Origin of the sequence: Bradyrhizobium sp. 40, assembly GCF_023100925.1 — a bacterium.
Classification (GTDB): Bacteria; Pseudomonadota; Alphaproteobacteria; order Rhizobiales; family Xanthobacteraceae; genus Bradyrhizobium.
The window spans coordinates 5662243-5684665 of sequence record NZ_CP064688.1 but is presented as its reverse complement, the minus strand read 5'-3'; the positions used below and the strand labels follow the sequence as shown (position 1 = coordinate 5684665).

Genomic DNA, 22423 nt, shown 5'->3' with positions numbered 1-22423 from the left:
CATCATCACCCCGTGAAAACACCTGCGATTGCTTGCGTGTGCCGCATGCGCAACGCCGATTAACGCCCCGGCAACCTAAATTAGATACTCACGATAAAGATCGAATTGCACGGATGTACTGCGGCTCGATTTTTCTAGCGTAAGCGTAGCGTGAGCGTATCGATGTTTTTGTTGCGTACCCATCCGAAGGGCGCGCGGTTCGCGTCCTTCGGCATCGGTCTCTGCATCTTCGCATTGATGCCGAGAGAGACCGGCTATCAGGACATTGCCTCGCTGCTGGCGCGCCAACCCGGCGTCGCGGAGCGTTGGCAGAAGCAGGTGTTCTCTGCTGCGTCTTCCATCCAGCTCGCCACTTACAGTTTTTCCCGGCCGATCGGCACTTCGGCTCCGCAGAGCGCGATGGTTCGTCTCGCGAGCCTCGACGGCCGTGACGTCACCGGCGCGATCAGCCGCAATCCGGCGCTTCAGGCGCCGCCGCGCTACCAGGCCGCCGATTTTCCCAAGGTCGATCGCTCCATGAAGGGTGATCGCCTCGCAACGGTCACACCGACGCAGGCTCCCGAAGCGGGCGCGCCAACGGCAGCGCCGACGCAGGAAGATCCCGCGACGTCGAACAGCTCGGTGTTCGGCGCCAAAACCGTCGCGCTGCCAGAGGCGATGTCGCCGGAGTCCGCGGCCGCGCTCGATCCCGAACTCGCGGAAGCGCTGCGCGCGCCGCCGCTGCCGCAATACACCAATGCACCACAAGCCAGTGACGCTGCGCGCTCGCTCGCGCTCCAGCCGCTCGAAGCGCTGAAGCAGGCCACCATGCCGGCCGCACCGCCGCGCGATCCATTCCGCGTCAAGACCTCGAACCTGTTCTTCGGCAGCTCCTCGCTTGGTGGCAATGTCGAGAGCATCGAGAGCTGGCAGCCGGGTGCCGAGCCGCTGATCGTGATGCCCGACCCCGACATGAAGGTGACGGCCTCGCTGTCGCCGCCGTCGGAGGAAATTGCGAAGGATATCGAAAGCGGCGAGAGCGTCGCGCCGAAGGGTGAGGTCAACGTCGACAACCAGCGCGCCAGATCGCCGGCGGAACGGCTCGCGCTCGACGACAAGTCGCGCGCGAAGTCCGAAAAATGCCTTGCGGAGGCCGTCTATTTTGAGTCCCGCGGCGAGGCCGTGCGTGGTCAGATGGCGGTCGCGCAGGTGGTGATGAACCGCGTGTTCTCCGGCAAATATCCGGACACGGTGTGCGGCGCCGTCTATCAGAACAAGCACCGCCATCTCGCCTGCCAGTTCACCTTTGCCTGCGACAACAATACCGACGTGATCCGCGAGCCCGAGATGTGGGAGCGTGCGAAAAAAATCTCGAAGGCAATGCTCGACGGCCAGATCTGGCTACCCGAGGTCGGCAAGTCCACGCACTACCACGCCTATTGGGTGCGCCCGTCCTGGGTGGCCGAGATGAAGAAGATGTACAAGACCGGCGTCCACACCTTCTATCGACCCCGCGCCTGGGGCGACGGCAGCGAGGAACCGAGCTGGGGGACGCCAGCGCAGACCGCCGCGCTCTCCGCCGAGCTCACCCAGGAAGCCAAGAGCTCCGCCGAGATGGGCGCAAGCGAGCGAAGGTAGCTGTTCACAAGAATTCGTCATGCCCTGGCTTGTCCCGCCTGCGCGGCCGAAGCCGCTTCGGCGAGGCGAAGGCCCGGGCATCCACGTTGTTTGCACCGAGTTGCAAGGCGTGGACGGCCGGGACAAGCCCGGCCATGACGGAGAGGGAACCCCGCATCACGCCTCGATATCCAGCGCGCAGTCGAAATTCGGCGCGGAATGCGTCAGCGCGCCGGATGAGGCGTAGTCGACGCCGGTCGCCGCGATGGCTGCGATCGAATCCAGGGTGACACCGCCGGATGCCTCCAGCTTGAGACGTCCCTCGTTGATCCCAACGGCTTCGCGCAGCGTCGCAATGTCCATGTTGTCGAGCAGCACGGCATCGGCAAGGCCGGTGTCGAGCACCTCGCGCAACTGCGGCAGCGTGTCGACCTCGATCTCGATCTTGACGAGATGGCCGGCATGGGCGCGGGCGCGCTCCAGCACGGGCCGGATGCCGCCGGCGATCGCGATGTGGTTGTCCTTGATCAGGATCGCGTCGTCGAGCCCGAAGCGGTGATTGAAGCCGCCGCCGCAACGTACCGCGTATTTCTCCAACGCGCGCAGCCCGGGCGTGGTCTTTCGCGTGCAGCAGATTCGCATCCGGGTGCCCTCGGTGCGCGCAACATAGTCCGCCGTGAGCGTCGCAACGCCTGACAGGCGGCCGACGAAATTCAGCGCGGTCCGCTCCGCCGTGAGGATGGCGCGTGCCGGCCCCGAGATCGTCAGCACCTGCTGCCCGCGGGCGACGCGCGCGGCGTCGCGAACATGTGCGCGTATCTCGATGTCGGGCGAGAGTTTTTGCAACGTGGCGAGGGCCAGCGGCAAGCCGGCGATCACGCCGGACTGCCGTGCGACCAGGATCGCTTGCGCCTTCGTTGCCTCGGGGATCGTCGCAAGCGCGGTGATGTCGCCGGCGCGGCCGAGATCCTCATCGAGCGCGCGGAGCACGGCCTCGTCGATCGCGAGCGGGGAGAGAAAGGCGTCGGGATAGAGCAGAGAGGTTGAGGTGATCATGGCAGACTCCGTCAGGCGATCATGGGTTGCGCGGTGCGCGGTGTCGGGCGTTCGGTCAGGCCATCTGCGATCTCGCGCACTGCTGCGAGCGTCGTCATTGTGCGTTGCGCGAGTGCGGGAACGTCCGCGGAATGGTCGGAGCGGAAATGCGCGCCGCGGCTCTCGCACCGGTTCCAGGCCGACGCCGCCACGAGCAGGGCTGCCGTTGCCATGTTGCGCACCGCGATGCTCGTGGCCTCGCGTTCGAGCGTGGTGAAGCTGCGAACCGCGTCCGCAAGCCCGTCACCATCGCGGATCACGCCGACATGCGCGCTCATCCGCGTCCGCAGCCGCTTCACGGCCGCAGCATCCGGCGCGCCGCCCCGCGGCGTCGCCACGTCCGAAAGGTGGGCGGGCGAGGGAATCGCGCGGCCGGCGATGTCGTCGGCGATGCGCGCGGCGTAGACCACGGCCTCCAGCAGAGAATTCGAGGCGAGGCGATTGGCGCCATGCGCGCCGGTGGACGACACTTCGCCACCGGCCCAGAGCCCTTCGATCGAGCTGCGTCCGCGATGGTCGACCGCGATGCCGCCCATGTGATAGTGCGCCGCAGGTGCGATCGGGATGACCTGCGTGGCGGGATCGATGCCGGCGGCGATGCAGCTTGCATGAACGGTCGGGAATCTGTCGGCAAAACATGCGCCCAGCGCTTGCCGCGCATCGAGGAAGGCGCCGCGCCCTGCCGATATCTCCGCGGACACGCCGCGGGCCACGATGTCGCGCGATGCAAGCTCGGCGAGCGGATGACGCGCCGCCATGAAACGCTCGCCACGGCCGTTGATTAGTGTCGCGCCTTCGCCGCGCAGCGCTTCCGTGGCGAGCGGCGCGGGATCGCGGCCGACCATGATGGCGGTCGGGTGAAACTGCACGAACTCGGAATCCGCGATGACCGCGCCTGCGCGTGCAGCAATCGCAAGGCCGGATCCGCTAGCCTCGCACGGATTGGTGGTGACGGCATAGAGATGGCCGATGCCACCCGTGGCCAGCACCACCGTCCGCGCGGCGAGCAGGACCGGCCGTGCGGCGAAATTGTCGGCTTCGCGCAACTGAAGGCCGGTGACGGCGCCGTCCTCGGTCAACAGCGCCTCGGCGACGAAACCTTCGATCAGTCGGATCGACGGCGTGCGCCGCACGGCATCGCTCAGCGCCGCGATGATGGCGGCGCCCGCGCCATCGCCACGCACATGCACGATGCGGCGCGCCGAATGTGCGGCTTCGCGCCCGACTGCGAGCCTGCCTTCGAGATCGCGGTCGAACGGCACGCCATAGGCGAGAAGGTCGTGAATCCGCGGTGCGGCCTCGCGCGCGATCCCGAGAGCGACAGCTTCGTCGACGATGCCGCCGCCAACTGCAACCGTGTCCGCGGCGTGCGCTTCCGGCGTATCGCCTTCAGCCATTGCCGCGGCGATGCCGCCTTGCGCCCATGCGGACGACGCGCCCTGTCCGAGCGGCGCGGCCGAGATCAATGTCACGGGCCGCGGCGCGAGCTTGAGCGCGCAGAACAATCCGGCAAGGCCGCCGCCGACGATGATAACGTCTTCGGAGCGGGGGAGCGTGTTGATGTTGTTTGTCATGGCTTTATCTCAATTCTTTAAATTGATCATCCGCTCGACCGAGCGCCTTGCGCGGTCCGCAAGTGCGGGATCGATCGTCACTTCCTCGCGAAGCGTCAGCAGGCTCTCCAGAATGTTGGCGAGCGTGATGCGCTTCATGTGCGGGCAGATATTGCAGGGACGCAGCATCTCGACATCGGGCAGCTCGGCGCGGACATTGTCGGCCATCGAGCATTCCGTGATCATCACCAGCCGCCGCGGCCGCCGCTCACGCACCCAGTTGATCATGTGCGCGGTCGAGCCCGTGAAATCGGCCTCGGCCAGCACGTCCGGCGGGCATTCGGGATGAGCGATGATCTGCACGGAGGGATCGGCCTCGCGGTAGCTGCGCAGCTCGGCGCCAGTGAAACGCTCGTGCACCTCGCAGGCGCCCTTCCAGGCAATGATCTTCACGTCGGTCTTCGAGGCCACGTAGGTGGCGAGATAGCGGTCGGGCAGGAAGATCACGCTGGGCGCGCCGAGGCTCTCGACCACCTGGACCGCATTCGACGAGGTGCAGCAGATATCGACCTCGGCCTTCACCTCCGCGGAGGTGTTGACATAGGCAACGACAGGCACGCCGGGAAATTTGTCACGGAGCAGGCGGACGTCGGCGCCGGTGATGCTGGCAGCGAGCGAGCAGCCGGCGCGCGTGTCAGGAATCAGCACCGTCTTGTCCGGATTGAGCAGTTTCGACGTCTCCGCCATGAAGTGCACGCCGCACTGGACGATGATGCCGGCCTTCACCCTGGTGGCTTCGACCGCGAGCTGGAGCGAATCACCGCCGATGTCGGCGACGCAGTGGAAGATCTCCGGCGCCTGGTAATTGTGCGCGAGGATCACCGCGCCCCGGGCCTGCTTCAGCTCGTTGATCGCCTTGATCGTCGGGGCCATCAGCGGCCATTCGATTGGCGGGATAACGTGTTTCACGCGCTCGTAAAGCGGCGCGGTGGCTCGCTCGACCTCCGGCGTCCATTCCAGCGAAGGCATCGGCAGCGGAGGTCCGGTTCGCGCCTGCTCGGCCCGTGCCGGGGTGATGACGTGGCCCTGCGGCCGGTTCGCAAAGTCGTCGGGGCCGTAAATTCCAGTTAGCGGCATCGAAGCCTCCGTGCATGTCTATTTATACTCATCATGAGTATATATAGAGCCTGAGAAATCCGGCCGACGGGCCGGAATCCCATTCGATATGCTCGATATGAGCAAATAGTAAATAACACGTCGTGTTGGGAGCCGCCAGATCTCGCCGCACACATTTCCGTCAGGTCGGGCGCCTGGCGCGTCCGACGAGGCCGCGAAGAAATGCAATGCTCCCGCGCCAGCTCTTCGCGGAATGCAATCGTTTTTGACTTGGGGTTTTCATGCAGATGCATTAAACGAGCTCGCTCGCGGCTGCCATTTGCGAAACCGCGCCGACGCACGAGGAACAGCATGTCGACACAGATGGGTGAGCTCGGTTCGGTCTCCCGTTCCTCCTCCTGGCGCACGCCGGCGATCATCATTCTCTGCGGCTGCGCGATCGGGATGCTCGGCTTCGGCCCGCGCTCGGCGCTGGGCTTCTTCGTGCAGCCGATGAGTCATGAATATGCCTGGGGCCGCGACGTGTTCGGCCTCGCGATTGCCTTTCAGAATTTGCTGTGGGGACTGGGCCAACCCGTCGCCGGTGCGGTCGCCGATCGCTTCGGCCTGTTCCGGGTGATGTGCGTCGGCGCTCTGCTCTATGCCGGCGGCTTGCTCCTGATGCGCTATTCCTCGACGCCGCTGTCCCTCAACATCGGCGCTGGCGTCATGGTCGGCTTCGGTCTCGCCGGCTGCTCGTTCAATCTGGTGCTGTCAGCCTTTACCAAGCTCTTGCCGGCCGAGAAGCGCGGCCTTGCGCTCGGCGCCGGCACTGCGGCGGGATCGTTCGGGCAATTCCTGTTCGCGCCGATCGGTGTGGCCCTGATCGACAATTTCGGCTGGCAGCAGGCGCTCACCGTGTTCGGCTTCCTGATGCTGCTGATCATCCCGCTGGCGCTGGCGCTCTCGACGCCGCCGGTCGCAAGCACCGCAAACGCGCCGCCTGCGGACCAGCAGACCTTCACCAAAGCGCTCGCGGAAGCCTTCGGCCATCGCTCCTACGTGCTGCTGGTGCTCGGCTTCTTCACCTGCGGCTTCCAGCTTGCCTTCATCACGGTGCATCTGCCGGCCTTTCTGGTCGACAGCGGCATCTCCACGCAAATCGGCGGCTGGGTGATCGCCGCGATCGGCCTGTTCAACATCATGGGATCGCTGAGCGTCGGCTATCTCCAGAACAGCCTGCCCAAGCGCTACATCCTCTCGACCATTTATTTAACGCGCGCGCTTGCGACGCTTGCCTTCATCTCGTTCCCGATCACGCCGTTCTCGGCGATTGCGTTCGGCGCGGTCTCCGGCCTGACCTGGCTGTCGACCGTCCCGCCGACCTCGGCGCTGGTCGCGATCATGTTCGGCACGCGCTGGTTTGCCACCCTCTATGGCTTCGCCTTCGTCAGCCATCAGGTCGGCGGCTTCCTCGGCGTCTGGCTCGGCGGCATCGTGTTCGAGCGGTTCGGTTCCTACACGCCGATCTGGTGGCTCTCGATCCTGTTCGGCGTGCTCTCGGCGCTGATCAATCTTCCGATCGTGGAGAAACCGGTCCAGCGGGCGGTTGCGCAGCCTGCCTGATCGGCTAAACATCCCCTGAAACAAGTCAGGGAGTTTTGCTGTGGCGACGTTCAAGGCGATCCGGATCGACAAGGCGGACAAGGGCACCACCGCGCAGCTCACGCAGTTCGACGAAGCCGAGCTGATGGAGGGCGACGTAACCGTCCGCGTGGAATGGTCGACCTTGAACTACAAGGACGGCCTTGCGCTCACCGGCAAGGCGCCGGTGGTGCGCCGCTTCCCGATGATTGCCGGCATCGATTTCGCCGGCACGGTCGAGCAGTCCTCGCATCCGCAATGGAAGGCGGGCGACAAGGTCGTCTGCACCGGCTGGGGCATGGGCGAGACGCATCTCGGGGCCTATGCCGAGAAGGCGCGGGTGAAAGGCGACTGGCTGGTCGCTCTTCCGCAGGGCCTGTCGGCGCGCGACGCCATGGCGATCGGCACCGCCGGCTTCACCGCGATGCTGTCCGTGCTTGCGCTGGAGAAGCACGGAGTATCGCCGAAGAGCGGTCCGGTCGTGGTGACCGGCGCGGCGGGCGGCGTTGGCTCGGTTGCGACCGCCGTGCTCTCAAAGCTCGGCTATCACGTCATCGCGTCCACCGGCCGTGCGTCCGAAGCGGACTATCTGAAAGAGATCGGCGCGACGGAGGTGATCGACCGCAACGAATTGTCGGCGGCCGCCAAGCCCATTGCGAGGGAGCGCTGGGCGGGTGGCGTCGACAGCGTCGGCTCGACCACGCTCGCAAACCTGTTGTCGATGACGAAGTACGGCGGCGCGATCGCGGCGTGCGGCTTGGCTGCCGGCATGGACCTGCCGTCTTCCGTCGCTCCCTTCATTTTGCGCGGGGTGTGCCTTCTCGGCATCGATTCCGTGATGTGTCCGATCGAGCCGCGGAAAGCCGCCTGGCAGCGCCTGGCGTCCGATCTGGATCGGACAAAACTAGCTGAAATTACTCACGAAATTTCGCTTTCCGACGTTCCGGAGTGGGGCGCGAAAATCCTGGCCGGCCATGTCCGCGGTCGCACCGTTGTAAAAATTGTCTAACGGCGTTCAGACTTTACCAACCATGCTGCTTCAATGTCGCCATGGTTAGTATGGTAAGCAGCGGGTAAAGAGATAAGGCATAGCCCGCTGCGGGGTTGGTTCGGAGTTGAGCATGCTTGCGCGTATTGTGTTGGGGGCGGTCACGGCGGTAGCGACGCTTGCGCCGGCCATTGCTGGAAGCATGAACGCCGATGAGGCGCGCCGCTTCGTCGCCGGGAAGGTGTTTGCTTTCACCTGCTTTGACGGCACCCGCGGCGCTGGCCGCATCATGGACGACCTCGGCGCCGCCGGCGCCGTGCAGTTCTCGGGTGCAGGTCCGGTGAAACATCTCCGCCTGCCCGGCAACACGCTTCAGATCCGCGGCCAGAACGTCTGCGCCTCCATCAAGGGCATTCCGTTCGAGCCCTGTTTCAACCTTGAAAAGACCGACGATCGCAGTTTCCGCGGCTCGGTATCGGGGATGGGCTTCGCCTATTGCGACTTCCATCATCAGGGCGGCAACCAGATGCTGATGGCGCGCGCCGTGGCGCGGCCGCGCTCGCTGCGCACTTCGGAACACACGGGTTCGGTCGGCACGCCCAACACCGAAGTCGCCGCGCGTGTCGAGACCCCGCGCGTCGAGAGTAGCCGGCTCGAGCCGGTGAAGCCGCAAGTCAAATCGGAGCCCGCCAGGGACGAGGCCCCGCTGGAGCTGCGCCGCTCCACCCAGTGAATTGGTGCGCGGGACAGTCCGCGCACTTTGTCGTTGAGAGCTGCCATCAGACACGAAGCCGCCGCGCCGTAGTCATACGGACGGCGGCTTTCATGCGTTGGTAGCTGTTCGCGCCCCAGTTTGCGTACGGCCGGGGGCGCGGCCCGATAAAAGGGTTCAACGATGTCGCTGTACTTCTTCCGTATCAGCACGGGCCGCTATTCCGGTGCTGCCGACCAGCCATATGAGTTCGAGGACCGCGCCGCGGCCTGGACCGAGATGACCGAAGTCTGTGCCAATCTGCTCGGCGGCATCTCGCGCAGCCTGAAGCCGAACGCCGAATGGCGCATGGAGCTGCTCGACGAGAACAAGGAGCCGGTGTTCCGGATTAGCCTGATCGGCGAGGGCCAAAAGGCCCTTGGTCGCACTGGTTAGAAATCGGGCATCCTACCGCCGCGTGTGGTTAACCTGTTAAGCGCGCAGACCGTGCCGGTTTTCAAGGGATTTTCCGGTAAGTCCGGTATTTGTCCGGGGGCGATCGTTAACCGGATCACCACACCTGAAGCTCAGTTTTTAGGCAAGGGCGATCAACGCCGAGGGCGGCCGACAATGACTTGGCCGCGCAACCCGGGAAACGCCCTCATGTCGAGACTCATCCAGAATCTGCAAATCGGTACCAAGCTCGCGCTCGCTTCGGCGTTCGGCGTTATTCTCGTCGGCGCCATGATCGCGAGCCAGGTCATGGGCAACAACACCGTGCGTCATTCCAACCAGGCCGCGATTGCGCAGCAGGAATTGGTGCGCGAGGCCACCGAAGCCAAGCTTGGGATACGCGGCTTGCAACTCGCCGTACGAGACATGCGTCTCGCCAACAATCAGGGTGACTTGCAAAAGGCGAGCGAGCTTCTGCTGGAGCGGTCGAAAGCACTGAACGGCGTTGTCGATTCCATGCTCAGGTTGTCGCACGCCCCGGAAAACCGCGCGCGGATGGAGAAGCTCAAGTCTACGTCGGCCGATTACCTGAAGGGCGCGCAGCAGAACGCCTCTGTTCGCAGCGAGGCCATTGCGGTTGCGGCCACGGACCCCGTCCGCGCCGCCAAGATTTCCGAGGAAGGCGCGCGCCAGATCCGCGAGGTGACGCTGCCGCTTGCCACACAGCTGGACAATTTGACCAGCGAGATTGCCGATTTCGCCAAGCACAAGAGCGATGAAGAAATCGCTGCCGCGAGCCAGGAGATGGCCGCGAGCGAGCGTCTCGGCATGGTGGTCGGTGCGTGCGCCGTGCTCGTCCTCATCGGTTCGTGGTTGATGTCCTTCCTGACCATCGCGCGGCCGATCCGCGCGCTCACGGTTGCCATGGACAAGCTCGCTGGTGGTGACTTCTCTGTTGTCCTGCCGGGTCTCGGCCGCAAGGACGAGGTCGGCGGCGTTGCCGGTGCCGTCGAGAAATTCAAGATCGTGTCGGAGCAGAAGGCGCGCGAAGAAGCGGAAGCCAAGATGCGACAGGACCAGGTGGCGGCCGAGCAGCGCAAGGCCGATATGCGCAGGCTTGCCGACAGTTTCGAAGGCGCCGTCGGCGAGATCGTCGATACGGTGTCGTCGGCCGCGACAGAGCTCGAGGCTTCGGCCTCGACGTTGACCTCGACGGCGGAGCGGGCACAGGAGTTGACGATAGTGGTGGCCGCAGCCTCGGAGGAAGCCTCGACCAACGTGCAGTCGGTCGCGTCGGCCACGGAGGAGCTGTCGTCCTCGATCACCGAGATCAGCCGCCAGGTGCAGGAATCGGCGCGGGTCGCGAGCGAGGCGGTTACCCAGGCCCGAACCACGACCGACCGTGTCGGCGAATTGTCCAAGGCGGCGGCGCGCATTGGCGACGTGGTCGAGCTGATCAACACGATCGCCGGCCAGACCAATCTGCTGGCACTCAATGCCACGATCGAGGCGGCACGCGCCGGCGAGGCCGGCCGCGGCTTTGCCGTGGTGGCTTCCGAAGTGAAGGCGCTGGCGGAGCAGACCGCGAAGGCGACCGGCGAAATCGGCCAGCAGATTTCGGGCATCCAGGCGGCGACGCAGGACTCGGTCGCCGCCATCAGCGCCATCAGCAACACCATTGAAAAGCTGTCCGAGATATCGTCCACGATCGCTGCGGCCGTCGAGGAGCAGGGCGCGGCGACGCAGGAGATCTCGCGCAACGTGCAGCAGGCGGCCGAAGGCACTCATCAGGTCTCGTCCAACATCACCGACGTGCAGCGCGGTGCAGGCGAAACCGGCTCGGCATCGTCGCAGGTGCTGGCAGCCGCGCAGTCGCTGTCCGGCGACAGCAACCGCCTCAAGCTCGAGGTCGGCAAGTTCCTCGACACCGTGCGCGCCGCCTAAGAACCTCGTTCCAGACAGTTAGTAGAGACGCCCTGCCTCTCTCAGGCGGGGCGTTTTTGCATCCGATCGCCGCCGCGAACGTCTCGCGCATGCCTTCGGCGAACATCGGCTGCAAAAGCAAACGGCGGCGACCTCCAGCTGAAATTTACAACTTACTCGCGAAATTATCTCTTCCATTTCAATTATTTGGGCTGAAATCTCGGTATTTCTCCGGGCCCTCCCGTTAACCAGAATGCGAAACTCGAGGACTAGATTCTCCGGCAAGGGCGATCAACGTCCATGCAGCCGGCAAGGACTTGGCTGCGTGTTTCCTTTGGGGGAAACTTAGCATGTTGAGCCCTGCTCATCATCAGCAGGTCCGAACTCAGGCCGCCAGCGCGTGGAGTCGGCTTGGAAATGTTCGGATCGGCACGATCTTGCCGATCATCATCTCTGCCCTGGTCTTGCTGGGGTTGGCCTCGGCTGGATTCATCGCCTATGAGGCCATCCTCAAGAGGCGAGAGTCAGAGGCATTCCTGAAGGTCAATGCAGTTGCCCATCTGCTGCTGCGCAGCGCAGGACATTGGGCGATTGAACGCGGGCTGACCAACGCCGTGCTGAAGTCTCCTGATGTCGTCAGCCCCGAGCGCCGTGCCGAAATCGCCAAGGCGCGCGCGACGGCCGACGAGGCCTTTCGCCAAGCCGCCCTCGATATCAGCGCGATTCCCGAAATGACGGCGGGGCAAAGACAGATTGCGGACGCCGCGGCGAAATTTGAGGCGCTGCGTCTCTTGCGTGAGAAGGCCGATGCGGGAATGTCGCGCCCGCGCGTCGAACGCGAGCCTGACCTCGTAGATGGCTTCGCGCCGACAATTACGGAGGTGATCGACGTCGCGAGCAACCGCTTGCGGCTGACGCTCGAAACGCTCACCAGCCCGCCCGTGGCAAGGCTGGCTCAGCTCATCGGCTTGCGACATCTGACAGCTCAGATGGCCGAGAATGCCGGAAGGGAGCGGGCCCTGCTGGCTGGGGTCGTCGGTGCGCGCGCGAAGCTCGGGATGGAGGGCTATGAGCGCCTTTCGGCGCTGCGAGCCAAGGTCGAACTCGCATGGGACACGGTATTGCCGGTGCGGCTGCGCTCCGACCTCGCCGTGCAGATCGGCGAGGCGATGACGGAGGTCGAGAAGTCCTATTTTGGAGCCTACGGCGAAACGCGGGCAATTGTGCTCGCCGGTGGCGAAGGCGGGGACTACAAGATCACCGGACCCGAATACTTCACGCGGGCCACTGCCGGCATCAATGCGGTGCTGAAGCTCGGTGAAGTCATTGGCGCGGCCGCTGACCGCGAAGCCACGATGCAGGCAGAAGGCAGCACTCGTAATTTCGCTTTCACGGCCGTGTTGCTCTGCGCCTCGGTGATGCTCGCTGGCCTCAGTTTCTGGATCACCTTTGGCCGGATCCTCAAGCCGCTATCAGCCATTTCGGTTGCGATGGGTGGGCTCGCCAATGGCGACTTCACGACAGTCGTGCCAGGCACCCGCCGAGGTGACGAGGTCGGCGAGATGGCGCGGACCGTCGAAGTCTTCAAGCAAAACGGCCTCGAAGTCGAACGCATGCGCGGCGATCACGCTGCGGCCGAGCGGCGGGCAGACGAGCAGCGCAAGGCGGATATGCGGAAGCTGGCCGACGGCTTCGAAGCCGCCATCGGGGAGATTGTCGATACCGTGTCCTCGGCAGCGACCGAACTCGAAGCCTCGGCGTCGACGCTCACATCGACCGCGGAGCGCGGGCAGCAGCTCACGACCATGGTTGCTGCGGCCTCCGAGGAGGCGTCGACCAACGTGCAGGCGGTGGCGTCGGCGACCGAGGAGCTATCGTCCTCTATCACCGAGATCAGCAGGCAGGTGCAGGAATCGGCCCGCGTGGCCAACGAAGCTGTCGGCCAGGCGCGTGTCACCACCGAGCGTGTCAGCGAATTGTCCAGGGCGGCGACGCGGATCGGCGACGTGGTCGAGCTGATCAACACCATCGCGGGTCAGACCAATCTCCTGGCGCTCAACGCGACCATCGAGGCCGCGCGCGCCGGCGAAGCCGGTCGCGGCTTTGCGGTCGTCGCCTCCGAGGTCAAGGCACTCGCCGAACAGACCGCGAAGGCCACCGGCGAGATCGGGCAGCAGATCGCCAGCATCCAGACCGCGACCGAGCATTCGGTCGACGCAATCAAGGACATCAGCGGCACTATCGAGAAGCTCTCGGAGATTTCCTCCACCATCGCGGCTGCCGTGGAAGAGCAGGGCGCGGCGACACAGGAAATCTCCCGCAACGTGCAGCAGGCGGCGGAAGGCACCCATCAGGTCTCGGCCAACATCACCGACGTGCAGCGCGGGGCGAGCGAGACCGGCTCGGCGTCGTCGCAGGTGCTGGCGGCGGCCCAGTCGCTCTCCGGAGACAGCAACCGCCTTAAGCTCGAGGTCGGCAACTTCCTCGATACCGTGCGCGCAGCGTGACGCGGCATCGCGCAGTCGCAACCGAATCCGAAATCGGTTGCGTCTGCGGAGCGACCTCGTAGGGGGTAGACGTTAACGCACGCGGACCTCGCAAATTCGCGAAGCATGTTCCGATTGCGCGGGATAGTTGCGGTAACCCGGCAATTCGAGCGGCGCATTCAGTATTTCTACCTAAGCGGCGCCGCTCTCGCGCTTAACGTTAATGGAGGGCTCGTCAGATATCCTTCCCAGCTGTTCACGCGCTTGGTCGCGACAATGCGTATCCCAAGGATATTTTTCGATGATGATCATTCAGAACCTGCGAATTGGCACCAAGCTCGCCATCACCTCGGCGCTGACCCTCGCGCTCGTCGCCGTGATGATCCTCCTCCAGATGAGCGGAGGCGCCGAGGTCCAGAAGTTCGGCGATGGCGCATCGAGACAGCAGGCGATCGCGCTCAATGCCGCGGAAGCGAAATCGTCGGTGCGGGGCATGCAGATCGGCATTCGCGACATCCTGATGTCGAGCTCACCGACCGAGATGCAGAAAGCCGCCAGCTATTTCAATGACCGGCAGACGTCGGCCCTGAAGTTCTCGGGTGAAATGGCAAGGCTTTCGCAATCGCCGGAGAACCACAAGCGTATCGACCGCCTGACCGTGTTGATCGGAAATTTCCAGAAGGGCGAGCAGCAAATCGAGGCGATCCGCAAGCAGGAGCTCGCACTCGAGTCGAAGAAGGACGGCGAAGCGGCGACGCAGTTGGCAAAGCTGACCGCCGAGATCGACCGCATCCGCAAGGAAACGTTGGCGCCGATCAACGCGGAAATATCGGAGCTCGCCGACGAAATCACGAACTTCGCCAAGCACAGGAGTGAGGAGGCGCGCACGGCGGCGGAAGCGCAGGCTGCGTCCGTTGCGCGGACGTCATTGATCGCAGGCGTGCTGGTCGCGCTCGTCCTGATCGGCGCCTGCGTCTTCTCGATCTTCAGCATTGCCCGTCCGATGCGCGCCCTGACTGCCGCAATGGAGAAGCTCGCCGGCGGCGACTTCGCCGTGGTGCTGCCGGGCCTCGGCCGCAAGGACGAGGTCGGCGGCGTTGCCGGTGCCGTCGAGAAATTCAAGACCGTATCCGAGCAGAAGGCGCGCGAAGAAGCGGAAGCCAAGATGCGACAGGACCAGGTGGCGGCCGAGCAGCGCAAGGCCGATATGCGCAGGCTTGCCGACAGTTTCGAAGGCGCCGTCGGCGAGATCGTCGATACGGTCTCCTCCGCCGCGACAGAGCTCGAGGCTTCGGCCTCGACGCTGACCTCGACGGCGGAGCGGGCACAGGAGCTGACGATAGTGGTTGCTGCGGCCTCCGAGGAGGCCTCGACCAACGTGCAGTCGGTTGCCTCTGCGACCGAAGAGCTGTCGTCCTCGATCACCGAGATCAGCCGCCAGGTGCAGGAATCGGCGCGGGTCGCGAGCGAGGCGGTAACCCAGGCCCGAACCACGACCGACCGTGTCGGCGAATTGTCCAAGGCGGCGGCGCGCATTGGCGACGTGGTCGAGCTGATCAACACGATCGCCGGCCAGACCAATCTGCTGGCGCTCAATGCCACCATCGAGGCGGCACGCGCCGGCGAAGCTGGTCGCGGCTTTGCCGTGGTGGCTTCCGAAGTGAAGGCGCTGGCGGAGCAGACCGCGAAGGCGACCGGCGAAATCGGCCAGCAGATTTCCGGCATTCAGGCGGCGACGCAGGACTCGGTCGCCGCCATCAGCGCCATCAGCAACACCATTGAAAAGCTGTCCGAGATATCGTCCACGATCGCTGCGGCCGTCGAGGAGCAGGGCGCGGCAACGCAGGAGATCTCGCGCAACGTGCAGCAGGCGGCCGAAGGCACTCATCAGGTCTCGTCCAACATCACCGACGTGCAGCGCGGTGCAGGCGAAACCGGCTCGGCATCGTCGCAGGTGCTGGCAGCCGCGCAGTCGCTGTCCGGCGACAGCAACCGCCTCAAGCTCGAGGTCGGCAAGTTCCTCGACACCGTGCGCGCCGCCTGACGGGCGCATATCATGAGAGAACTGCAACCGCCGCGCGTAGAAGCGCGGCGTTTGCGCGCGTGCATATTGCGGAGCCGCGACGAAGACCGCGCAGGGTTAACCTTCCGGAAAACCGATGCAGTCATGATGCCCGCAATATTCCGGGCGCTGAGTCGCCCTCCCGTATTGCGTAACGACGTATTGGAGCACACTCATGAGCGGCCTTTCCATCCGTCTCACCCACAAGGTCATGGCGATCGGACTTTTCGGTCTCGTCGGCCTCGTCGCTTTTGGCTCGATCTACCAGATCGGCAGCCTCTCCCAGGATGCCTCCCGTGCCGTCGCCAACCGCGCTCGCGCGATCGCTGACCTCGACAAGCAGCTCTCCATCGAGATGCTGGAGGCCCGCCGCAACGAGAAGAACTTTCAGCAGCGCCGCAACGAGAGCTACGCCAAGGCCCATGCCGAATTGATCGGGCCGATCAATCGCGATTTCGACGAGGTGGAGCGGCTGATGTCGGCCGGCGGCTTGGGCGCGCTGTCCGACCGGATGAAGCAGGCCCAGGACGGCTTCAAGCGATACGCGTCGGACTTCGGCGCATTGGTGGCCGCGGAGACCCGGCTCGGCCTAAACGAGACTCTGGGCCTCTCCGGCTCGCTCCGCGCCGCCGTGCACGACATCGAGGCCAAGCTCAAGGAGATCGACGATCCCAGGTCCACCAGCTGGATGCTGATGATGCGCCGGCACGAGAAGGACTTCATGCTGCGGCGCGACCCAAAATACATCGCCGAGATGAAGAAGGCCGCAGTCGAGTTCTCCAAGGCGATAGAGGTCGTCGCAATCCCTACGGCAGTGATGAACGACATCACAGCCAAGCTGCAGAAATACCAGTCCGAGTTCACGGCGTGGGTGGAGACGGCGCAGCAAACTGCGGCCCTCGACGCCAGCATGATGAAAACGTTCCGTGGGTTAGAACCGAGCATGATCGAGGTGCGCAACACAGTCGAAGACCTCTACAGGAAGGCCGACGTCGCGGAAGCTGCGACCCGCGATGCCGTGCGCATGTGGATGATGGTCGCCTTCGGCGTTACCGTCGTCGTGCTCGCCGCGGTCGGCTTCCTTCTGGGGCGTTCGATCTCGAAGTCGCTTGCCGGCATGGTCGGTGCGATGACGCGGCTTGCGCGCGGCGAGCTTTCGATTTCCGTCCCCGGCGTCGGGCGCAGGGACGAGATCGGCGAGATGGCCGGCGCCGTCGAGGTGTTCAGGACCAGCATGGCGGAGGCCGAGCGGCTGCGCATCGAGCAGATCGAGGCCGAGGCGCGCGGGCACCAGCAGCGCAAGGCCGACATGCACCGGCTCGCGGATAATTTCGAAGGCGCGGTTGGCGAGATCATCGATACTGTTTCGTCGGCTGCAACCGAGCTCGAAGCATCTTCGAACACGCTGACGCAGGCCGCCGAGCGCGGCAACGGGCTTGCCACCGTCGTGGCGGCCGCCTCCGAAGAGGCCTCCGCGAACGTGCAGTCGGTGTCTTCAGCGAGCGAGGAAATGACCTCCTCGATCTCCGAGATCAGCCGCCAGGTGCAGGAATCGGCGCGTGTCGCCGATGTCGCGGTCGAGCAGGCCCAGCGCACCAATGCGCGCGTCGCCGAGCTGACCAAGGCCGCCTCCCGCATCGGCGACGTGGTCGAGCTGATCAACACCATCGCCAGCCAGACCAATCTGCTGGCGCTGAATGCAACGATCGAGGCGGCGCGGGCGGGCGAAGCCGGCAAGGGCTTTGCCGTGGTCGCGACCGAAGTGAAGGCGCTCGCCGAGCAGACTGCGAAGGCGACCGGCGAGATCAGCCAGCACATCGGTGCGATCCAGACCGCGACGCAAGACTCGGTCGGTGCGATCAAGGAGATTGGCGACACCATCGCACGGATGTCGGAGATCTCGTCGACCATCGCCGCCGCGGTCGAGGAGCAGGGCGCCGCTACCCAGGAGATCTCCCGCAACATCCAGCACGCCGCGCACGGCACCTCGGAGGTCTCGGCAAATATCGGCGACGTTCAGCGCGGCGCAGGCGAAACCGGGGCCGCCTCGGCGCAGGTGCATTCGGCTGCGCAATCGCTGTCGCAGGAGAGCAACCGGCTGAAGAGCGAGGTCGCGCGCTTCCTTGAATCGGTACGGGCGGCGTGAGAGCCGCTGCCGCGTTGGTCGCATGTTGCGGCGCAAGCGGACCGGCTGCGCGTGGCAGCATGAGGTGGCTGCGAGCTGCAACAGATGGTTGCAAGAGAAATTGCGACTGTCGGAAGTGTCCCGTAATTTTACGTAGGTCCCTGTTAACGCCTACTTGCGACTATAGGTGCAATCTCACGGGATAAGAACCAGCCAGCATTGTTGAACTGACCTCCGTCTCGCCATCTTCGTGGCGATTTGCGGCGCAGGTGGTTTGCGTATTGCGAGGTAACATCGGGATTTGTCGTGATGTCGAAATTGTCCATCGTCTTCAAGCTTCTGGCCGTGCTGTCGGTCCTCGTCCTTTCGCTCGCCGGTGTCGGCGTGACGGCGATCGGCACCATGCAGAACATCAATTCCCATACGGTCGAGATCGCGGAGAGCTGGCTGCCCAGCGTGCGCGCGCTCGGCTCGCTTCGCGCCGACATCAACGAGCTGCGCGTCGCGCTGCGTCTGCATCTGATGCAGGACACCGTTGAGGGCAAGGACGCCGCCGAGAAGCGCCTCGCCTCGCTCCGGGCGCGTATCGACCAGACGCGCAAGGTCTACGAGCCGCTGATCACCTCCGCCGAAGAGCGCTCGCTCTATGGGCAATGGAGCACGGCGTGGGCCGAGTATCTGAACGGCGTGCAGGACGTGATGGCGCTGTCGCGCAAGAATGTCGGCCGCTTCCCGGCCGACGCCAACGAGCTACTGCAGACCAAGGTTGCGAAGATGGCCCAGGCCGCCGACCCCCTGCTTCAGAAGGGCATCGAGCTCAACAACCGCGGCGCCGAGCTTGAGACGAAGCAGGCCGCCGATAGCTACGCGATGATCTTCCGCGTGCTGGTCGGCATCATCGTGCTCTCGGTCGTGATCGCGATCGGCGCCGCCTATTATCTCGTGCGCGACGTTTCTCGTGGCATTGCCTCAATCATCCGCCCGATGCAGTCGCTCGGCGAGGGCGACCTTTCGGCCGAGGTGCCGCATCGCGGCGAGAAGACCGAGATCGGATCGATGGCGGATGCACTGCAGATCTTCAAGGAGGCGCTGATCGCCAAGAAGGCCGCCGACGAGGCCGCTGCGCGCGATGCCGAAGCCAAGATCGAACGCGGCCGCCGCGTCGACGCCATCACCCGCAAATTCGAAGCCATGATCGGCGAGGTGGTCGGGACCGTGTCCTCGGCCTCCACCGAGCTCGAGGCCTCCGCCTCGACGCTGACCAACACCGCGCAGCGCGGACAGGAACTCGCGACCGTCGTCGCGGCCGCCTCCGAGGAAGCCTCGACCAACGTCCAGGCGGTGGCATCCGCTTCGGAGGAGCTGTCGTCCTCCATCACCGAGATCAGCCGTCGCGTGCAGGACTCGGCGCGAATGGCCGCTGAGGCCGTCGAGCAGGCGACGCGGACCAACGACCGCGTCAATGCGCTGTCGCAGGCTGCCTCCCGCATCGGCGATGTCGTCGAGCTCATCAACACCATCGCGGGCCAGACCAATCTGCTGGCGCTGAATGCGACCATCGAGGCCGCACGTGCCGGCGAAGCGGGCCGCGGATTCGCCGTCGTCGCGTCCGAGGTCAAGGCATTGGCCGAGCAGACCGCGAAAGCGACCGGTGAGATCGGGGCGCAGGTCGCGGGCATCCAGGCGGCGACGCAGGAATCGGTCAGTGCCATCCAGGAGATCGGCGGCACCATCGAGCGGCTGTCCGAGGTCGCTGCAGCCATCGCTGCCGCAGTCGAGGAGCAGGGCGCGGCCACGCAGGAAATCTCGCGTAACGTGCAGCAGGCCTCGGTCGGCACGCAGGAGGTCTCGTCGAACATTACCAACGTGCAGCGCGGCGCGATCGAGACCGGCGAGGCTTCGACTGAGGTGCTGTCGGCGGCGAAATCGCTGGCGACGGACAGCACCCGTCTCAAGGTCGAGGTCGCGCAATTCCTGGAATCGGTTCGCGCGGCCTGATTCTCACATGCTCGTCTGCGGAGCCGGCGGCGGTGCGACCTGCCGCCGGAACAGGATGCGCTGGTAGAGCCAGCCGATCGCGACCAGCACGATGCCGAGGCACATGAACGACAGCGCGCGGTAGACGCCTGTCAGCGTCGACATGTCGATGACGAACGCCTTCAGGATCGTCAACGCGATCACGACGGCCGATGCCAGCCGCGCCCGCTCGGAATTGACGAGAATGCCGACGCCGAGCAGCACCACGCCGAAGCCGAGCCAGCCGATCGAATAGGTATATTGCTCGGCGCCCGTCGTCGCCCCGGCGGAGAGGATCGGGCCGTGATAGAAACGGCGGATCTCCAGCGTGACATAGGCAAGCGCAAACAGCAGCGCGCCGCCCGCAATCGTGTTGGCGTAGGCCTTGCCGCGTTCGCCAACCACGGCATAGGACAGCAGCAGCATCAACACCGCTGGCAGTGCGTAGCCGAGCAGCAGCAGGTTGAACACGGCGCCGCCAACGTCAGTGCGCCACAGCAGCGGGTTCTCCAGGATCAGGAGGCCGAACACACCGACGAGCCCGCCGATCACCGTGAGCACGACCGCGCCGACATTGTGCACGATGCTGCGGCTGCGCTGCCGCAGACGCTCCAGCCCGATCGCCATGGCGAGCGCGACGCAGGCCTGCAGCGCGCATTCGAGCAGCAACGGTGCCGACGTCACGTCGCCGCCGGTCGCAAAATGGCGGATCTCCATGAAGGCAAGCAGCGCGGTGAACAGGATCGCGGCGCTCTCGACCATGCGCAGCGGGGCGTCGTCGGCGCGTCGGCGCAGGAACAGGCTCGCCGCCCAGAACGATGCCGCCGGCAGTCCGTAGCCCCACAACAGCCAGTTGAAGATCGGCGTGGTTCCGACGGCGTCGCCGACGATGCGGGGGTCATAGCCGATCCGTGCGGTGACGAGGCCTGCGAAGATCGCGGCCAGCCAGCGCAGGAACGGGATCGGCCGCTGCATCGAGATCCAGGCGGTGCCGAGCGACATCAGCGCGAGTGCTATCGTGAGCCAGCCCTTCTCCAGCGCAAATGTCAGCGCCAGCGCCAGCGCACCGAGCGTGCCGGTCGCGAACAAGGCCGTGGAGATCATGGCGCCCGGCCGGGTCTCGCGGCGCGCCAGCGCCTCGGTGGCAGCGCCGAAGGCGGCGGCGAGCAGCACCGCGAGGATGGCGAACGGAATCGAGCGGTCGAGATGCGCGATGCGTGCGTAGAGCGCGACCAGGATCGCGATCGGCGTCGCGACAGCCGCGACCGACCACACCACTGGAATGATCGCCGAGTTCGAACGGCCCTGCGCGAGAAAGCCCGCGATGCCGAAGCCGGCGGCGAAGATCGCAGCCATCACCAGATGCAGCGTCACCGCGCTATCGGTCGCCGTCGGTGCGATGCCGGCGATGGGGCCGCCCGGCAGCACCAGCATGTCGGGATTGGCGCGCACCGCCCATTCGGCGAACACGACGAAGACGGTCGCGGCGGCTGCGCCGAGCGCGCCGGTGGCCGCCGGCGCGCGCCAGGCGACAAGCAGCGTCGCGCCGACCAGCAGCGCGAAGGCGATCAGCGCCAGGTCCGCATGCGCGCTCGACAGCACGATCAGCATCGCGCCGAACAGATAGGCGCCGAGCGAGCCCGACGAGACCGGTTCGATCTCGCCGTCCTCGATCGTCGGGCCGAACATGAAGCCGCAGACCACGAGAAGAGCGGCAAGAACGAAGCCTGCGATCACATGGAAAGCGTGCGGCGCGACCTGCAAGTCGCTGGTATCGAGCCCCGGGAAGATCCAGAGCACGGCGAAGGCGATGGTGGTGACTGCAAGCCAGCGCCACAACCGGATACGGGCGAGGCCGAAGCTCGCGGCGGTGACGATCGCGAGATAGATGTAGAGCGCCCAATAGTCCGGCTTGCCGCTGGAGACGAGGATCGGCGTCACGAACGCGCCGACCACGCCGAGGCCCGCGAGCGCGGGCCCGTGCAAGAGCGCCGCGGCCAGCGTGCCGAGCGCAACGAGGCCGAGCAGCACGAAGGCGGTCGCGGGGACGAGGAAGCCATAGAGCGCGTAAGCCGCGTAGATGGTCGCAAATGCCACCGCCGTACCGGCAGCGGTGAGGATCGCGGGAATGTTGGCGATCGGCAGCGCGGCGATATTGGAGATGCTCTCTTTGCGGCGTGACCATTCGCCGGCCCCCAGCAGCGCCAGCGCGAATACGCCGCTAAGGAACACGCGCACGCCGGGGCCGACGAGGCCGGCCTCGATCGAATAGCGCACCATGAAGAAGCCGCCGAGCGCGAGCGCAAGGCCGCCGATCCACACCACCCAGCGCGTGCCGAGCCGTTCCTCGAAGCCGGGCGCGGGTGCGGGCAGCGGCGGCGCGTCGGCCTCGGTGTTCGCTGCGAGCGGTGGCGGCGAAACATCCTCGGTGACGAGCGGGGGCGGCGCCTCGGCTCCCGGTTCGGCTTGGGGCACAAGTGGCGGCGGCGCTGCGGAAGTCGTCGCGGACGCTTCAGCCCACACATCTGCCGGGATCCGCGGCGGCTGCACGGGCCGTTGCGCGTGGAACGTCTCTTCGAGCGAGCTTAGCCGTCGTCGCAGCTCAGACGCTTGGCTGGAGGCCTTAATCGCGATGATGAAAGCGATGACCGCAATGATCAGCGCGAAGACGTCAAACGGGCCGTCAGACATAAAGC

General features: G+C 65.3%; 14 protein-coding genes. 10 read left to right on the top strand and 4 right to left on the bottom strand.

What is annotated here, in order from left to right; genetic code table 11:
• Positions 1-162 precede the first annotated feature (162 nt).
• Positions 163-1617 carry a cell wall hydrolase gene (locus IVB40_RS27350; RefSeq protein ID WP_247816849.1) on the top strand — a complete coding sequence of 485 codons (1455 nt, stop codon included), beginning with the start codon at positions 163-165 and terminating at the stop codon, positions 1615-1617.
• Positions 1618-1773: 156 nt separating this feature from the next.
• Here IVB40_RS27350 and nadC read toward each other — a convergent pair whose 3' ends face one another.
• The 3 genes from nadC to nadA are packed head-to-tail and all read right to left on the bottom strand — an operon-like array spanning position 1774 to position 5381.
• A complete protein-coding gene (gene nadC / locus IVB40_RS27345) occupies positions 1774-2652 on the bottom strand; it encodes a carboxylating nicotinate-nucleotide diphosphorylase (protein ID WP_247816848.1) in 879 nt (292 codons plus the stop codon).
• A gap of 11 nt (positions 2653-2663) precedes the next feature.
• Positions 2664-4265, bottom strand: a complete 1602-nt coding sequence (locus IVB40_RS27340) for an L-aspartate oxidase (RefSeq protein ID WP_247816847.1) — start codon at positions 4263-4265, stop codon at positions 2664-2666.
• A gap of 9 nt (positions 4266-4274) precedes the next feature.
• Complete coding sequence (gene nadA / locus IVB40_RS27335; protein WP_247291168.1) at positions 4275-5381, bottom strand: quinolinate synthase NadA; 1107 nt, start codon at positions 5379-5381, stop codon at positions 4275-4277.
• Positions 5382-5711: 330 nt separating this feature from the next.
• Between nadA and IVB40_RS27330 the strand changes: the two genes are divergently transcribed.
• From IVB40_RS27330 to IVB40_RS27290, 9 genes are all read left to right on the top strand, one after another.
• Positions 5712-6965, top strand: a complete 1254-nt coding sequence (locus tag IVB40_RS27330) for an MFS transporter (RefSeq protein ID WP_247291166.1) — start codon at positions 5712-5714, stop codon at positions 6963-6965.
• Between the two features lie 40 nt (positions 6966-7005).
• Positions 7006-7992 (top strand): MDR family oxidoreductase, encoded by a 987-nt coding sequence (locus tag IVB40_RS27325; RefSeq protein WP_247356991.1) that lies wholly within the window; start codon positions 7006-7008, stop codon positions 7990-7992.
• A 112-nt stretch (positions 7993-8104) separates the two neighbouring features.
• Positions 8105-8704, top strand: a complete 600-nt coding sequence (locus tag IVB40_RS27320; protein ID WP_247291162.1) for a hypothetical protein — start codon at positions 8105-8107, stop codon at positions 8702-8704.
• Between the two features lie 162 nt (positions 8705-8866).
• A complete protein-coding gene (locus IVB40_RS27315; protein WP_247291160.1) occupies positions 8867-9118 on the top strand; it encodes a hypothetical protein in 252 nt (83 codons plus the stop codon).
• Between the two features lie 207 nt (positions 9119-9325).
• Entirely contained in the window at positions 9326-11059 is a 1734-nt protein-coding gene (locus IVB40_RS27310) for a HAMP domain-containing methyl-accepting chemotaxis protein (RefSeq protein WP_027568627.1), read from the top strand.
• A 329-nt stretch (positions 11060-11388) separates the two neighbouring features.
• Positions 11389-13545 carry a methyl-accepting chemotaxis protein gene (locus IVB40_RS27305; protein ID WP_247816846.1) on the top strand — a complete coding sequence of 719 codons (2157 nt, stop codon included), beginning with the start codon at positions 11389-11391 and terminating at the stop codon, positions 13543-13545.
• 280 nt (positions 13546-13825) lie between these two features.
• The gene (locus IVB40_RS27300) at positions 13826-15568 is read left to right on the top strand and encodes a methyl-accepting chemotaxis protein (RefSeq protein WP_247438899.1); all 1743 of its coding nucleotides are present in this window, start codon (positions 13826-13828) and stop codon (positions 15566-15568) included.
• Positions 15569-15761: 193 nt separating this feature from the next.
• Positions 15762-17732: a HAMP domain-containing methyl-accepting chemotaxis protein gene (locus IVB40_RS27295; RefSeq protein WP_247816845.1), complete on the top strand. Its 1971-nt coding sequence runs from the start codon at positions 15762-15764 to the stop codon at positions 17730-17732.
• 288 nt (positions 17733-18020) lie between these two features.
• Positions 18021-19709 carry a methyl-accepting chemotaxis protein gene (locus IVB40_RS27290; RefSeq protein WP_247438904.1) on the top strand — a complete coding sequence of 563 codons (1689 nt, stop codon included), beginning with the start codon at positions 18021-18023 and terminating at the stop codon, positions 19707-19709.
• A gap of 3 nt (positions 19710-19712) precedes the next feature.
• Here IVB40_RS27290 and IVB40_RS27285 read toward each other — a convergent pair whose 3' ends face one another.
• Positions 19713-22418, bottom strand: a complete 2706-nt coding sequence (locus IVB40_RS27285) for a DUF2339 domain-containing protein (RefSeq protein ID WP_247816844.1) — start codon at positions 22416-22418, stop codon at positions 19713-19715.
• Positions 22419-22423 lie beyond the last annotated feature (5 nt).

What these genes read in the sequence shown, in the direction of transcription:
- IVB40_RS27350 (WP_247816849.1), top strand. Translation starts at nt 163, where the DNA reads ATGTTTTTGTTGCGTACCCATCCGAAGGGCGCGCGGTTCGCGTCCTTC.
- nadC (WP_247816848.1), bottom strand. Translation starts at nt 2,652, where the DNA reads ATGATCACCTCAACCTCTCTGCTCTATCCCGACGCCTTTCTCTCCCCG.
- IVB40_RS27340 (WP_247816847.1), bottom strand. Translation starts at nt 4,265, where the DNA reads ATGACAAACAACATCAACACGCTCCCCCGCTCCGAAGACGTTATCATC.
- nadA (WP_247291168.1), bottom strand. Translation starts at nt 5,381, where the DNA reads ATGCCGCTAACTGGAATTTACGGCCCCGACGACTTTGCGAACCGGCCG.
- IVB40_RS27330 (WP_247291166.1), top strand. Translation starts at nt 5,712, where the DNA reads ATGTCGACACAGATGGGTGAGCTCGGTTCGGTCTCCCGTTCCTCCTCC.
- IVB40_RS27320 (WP_247291162.1), top strand. Translation starts at nt 8,105, where the DNA reads ATGCTTGCGCGTATTGTGTTGGGGGCGGTCACGGCGGTAGCGACGCTT.
- IVB40_RS27315 (WP_247291160.1), top strand. Translation starts at nt 8,867, where the DNA reads ATGTCGCTGTACTTCTTCCGTATCAGCACGGGCCGCTATTCCGGTGCT.
- IVB40_RS27310 (WP_027568627.1), top strand. Translation starts at nt 9,326, where the DNA reads ATGTCGAGACTCATCCAGAATCTGCAAATCGGTACCAAGCTCGCGCTC.
- IVB40_RS27305 (WP_247816846.1), top strand. Translation starts at nt 11,389, where the DNA reads ATGTTGAGCCCTGCTCATCATCAGCAGGTCCGAACTCAGGCCGCCAGC.
- IVB40_RS27300 (WP_247438899.1), top strand. Translation starts at nt 13,826, where the DNA reads ATGATGATCATTCAGAACCTGCGAATTGGCACCAAGCTCGCCATCACC.
- IVB40_RS27295 (WP_247816845.1), top strand. Translation starts at nt 15,762, where the DNA reads ATGAGCGGCCTTTCCATCCGTCTCACCCACAAGGTCATGGCGATCGGA.
- IVB40_RS27290 (WP_247438904.1), top strand. Translation starts at nt 18,021, where the DNA reads ATGTCGAAATTGTCCATCGTCTTCAAGCTTCTGGCCGTGCTGTCGGTC.
- IVB40_RS27285 (WP_247816844.1), bottom strand. Translation starts at nt 22,418, where the DNA reads ATGTCTGACGGCCCGTTTGACGTCTTCGCGCTGATCATTGCGGTCATC.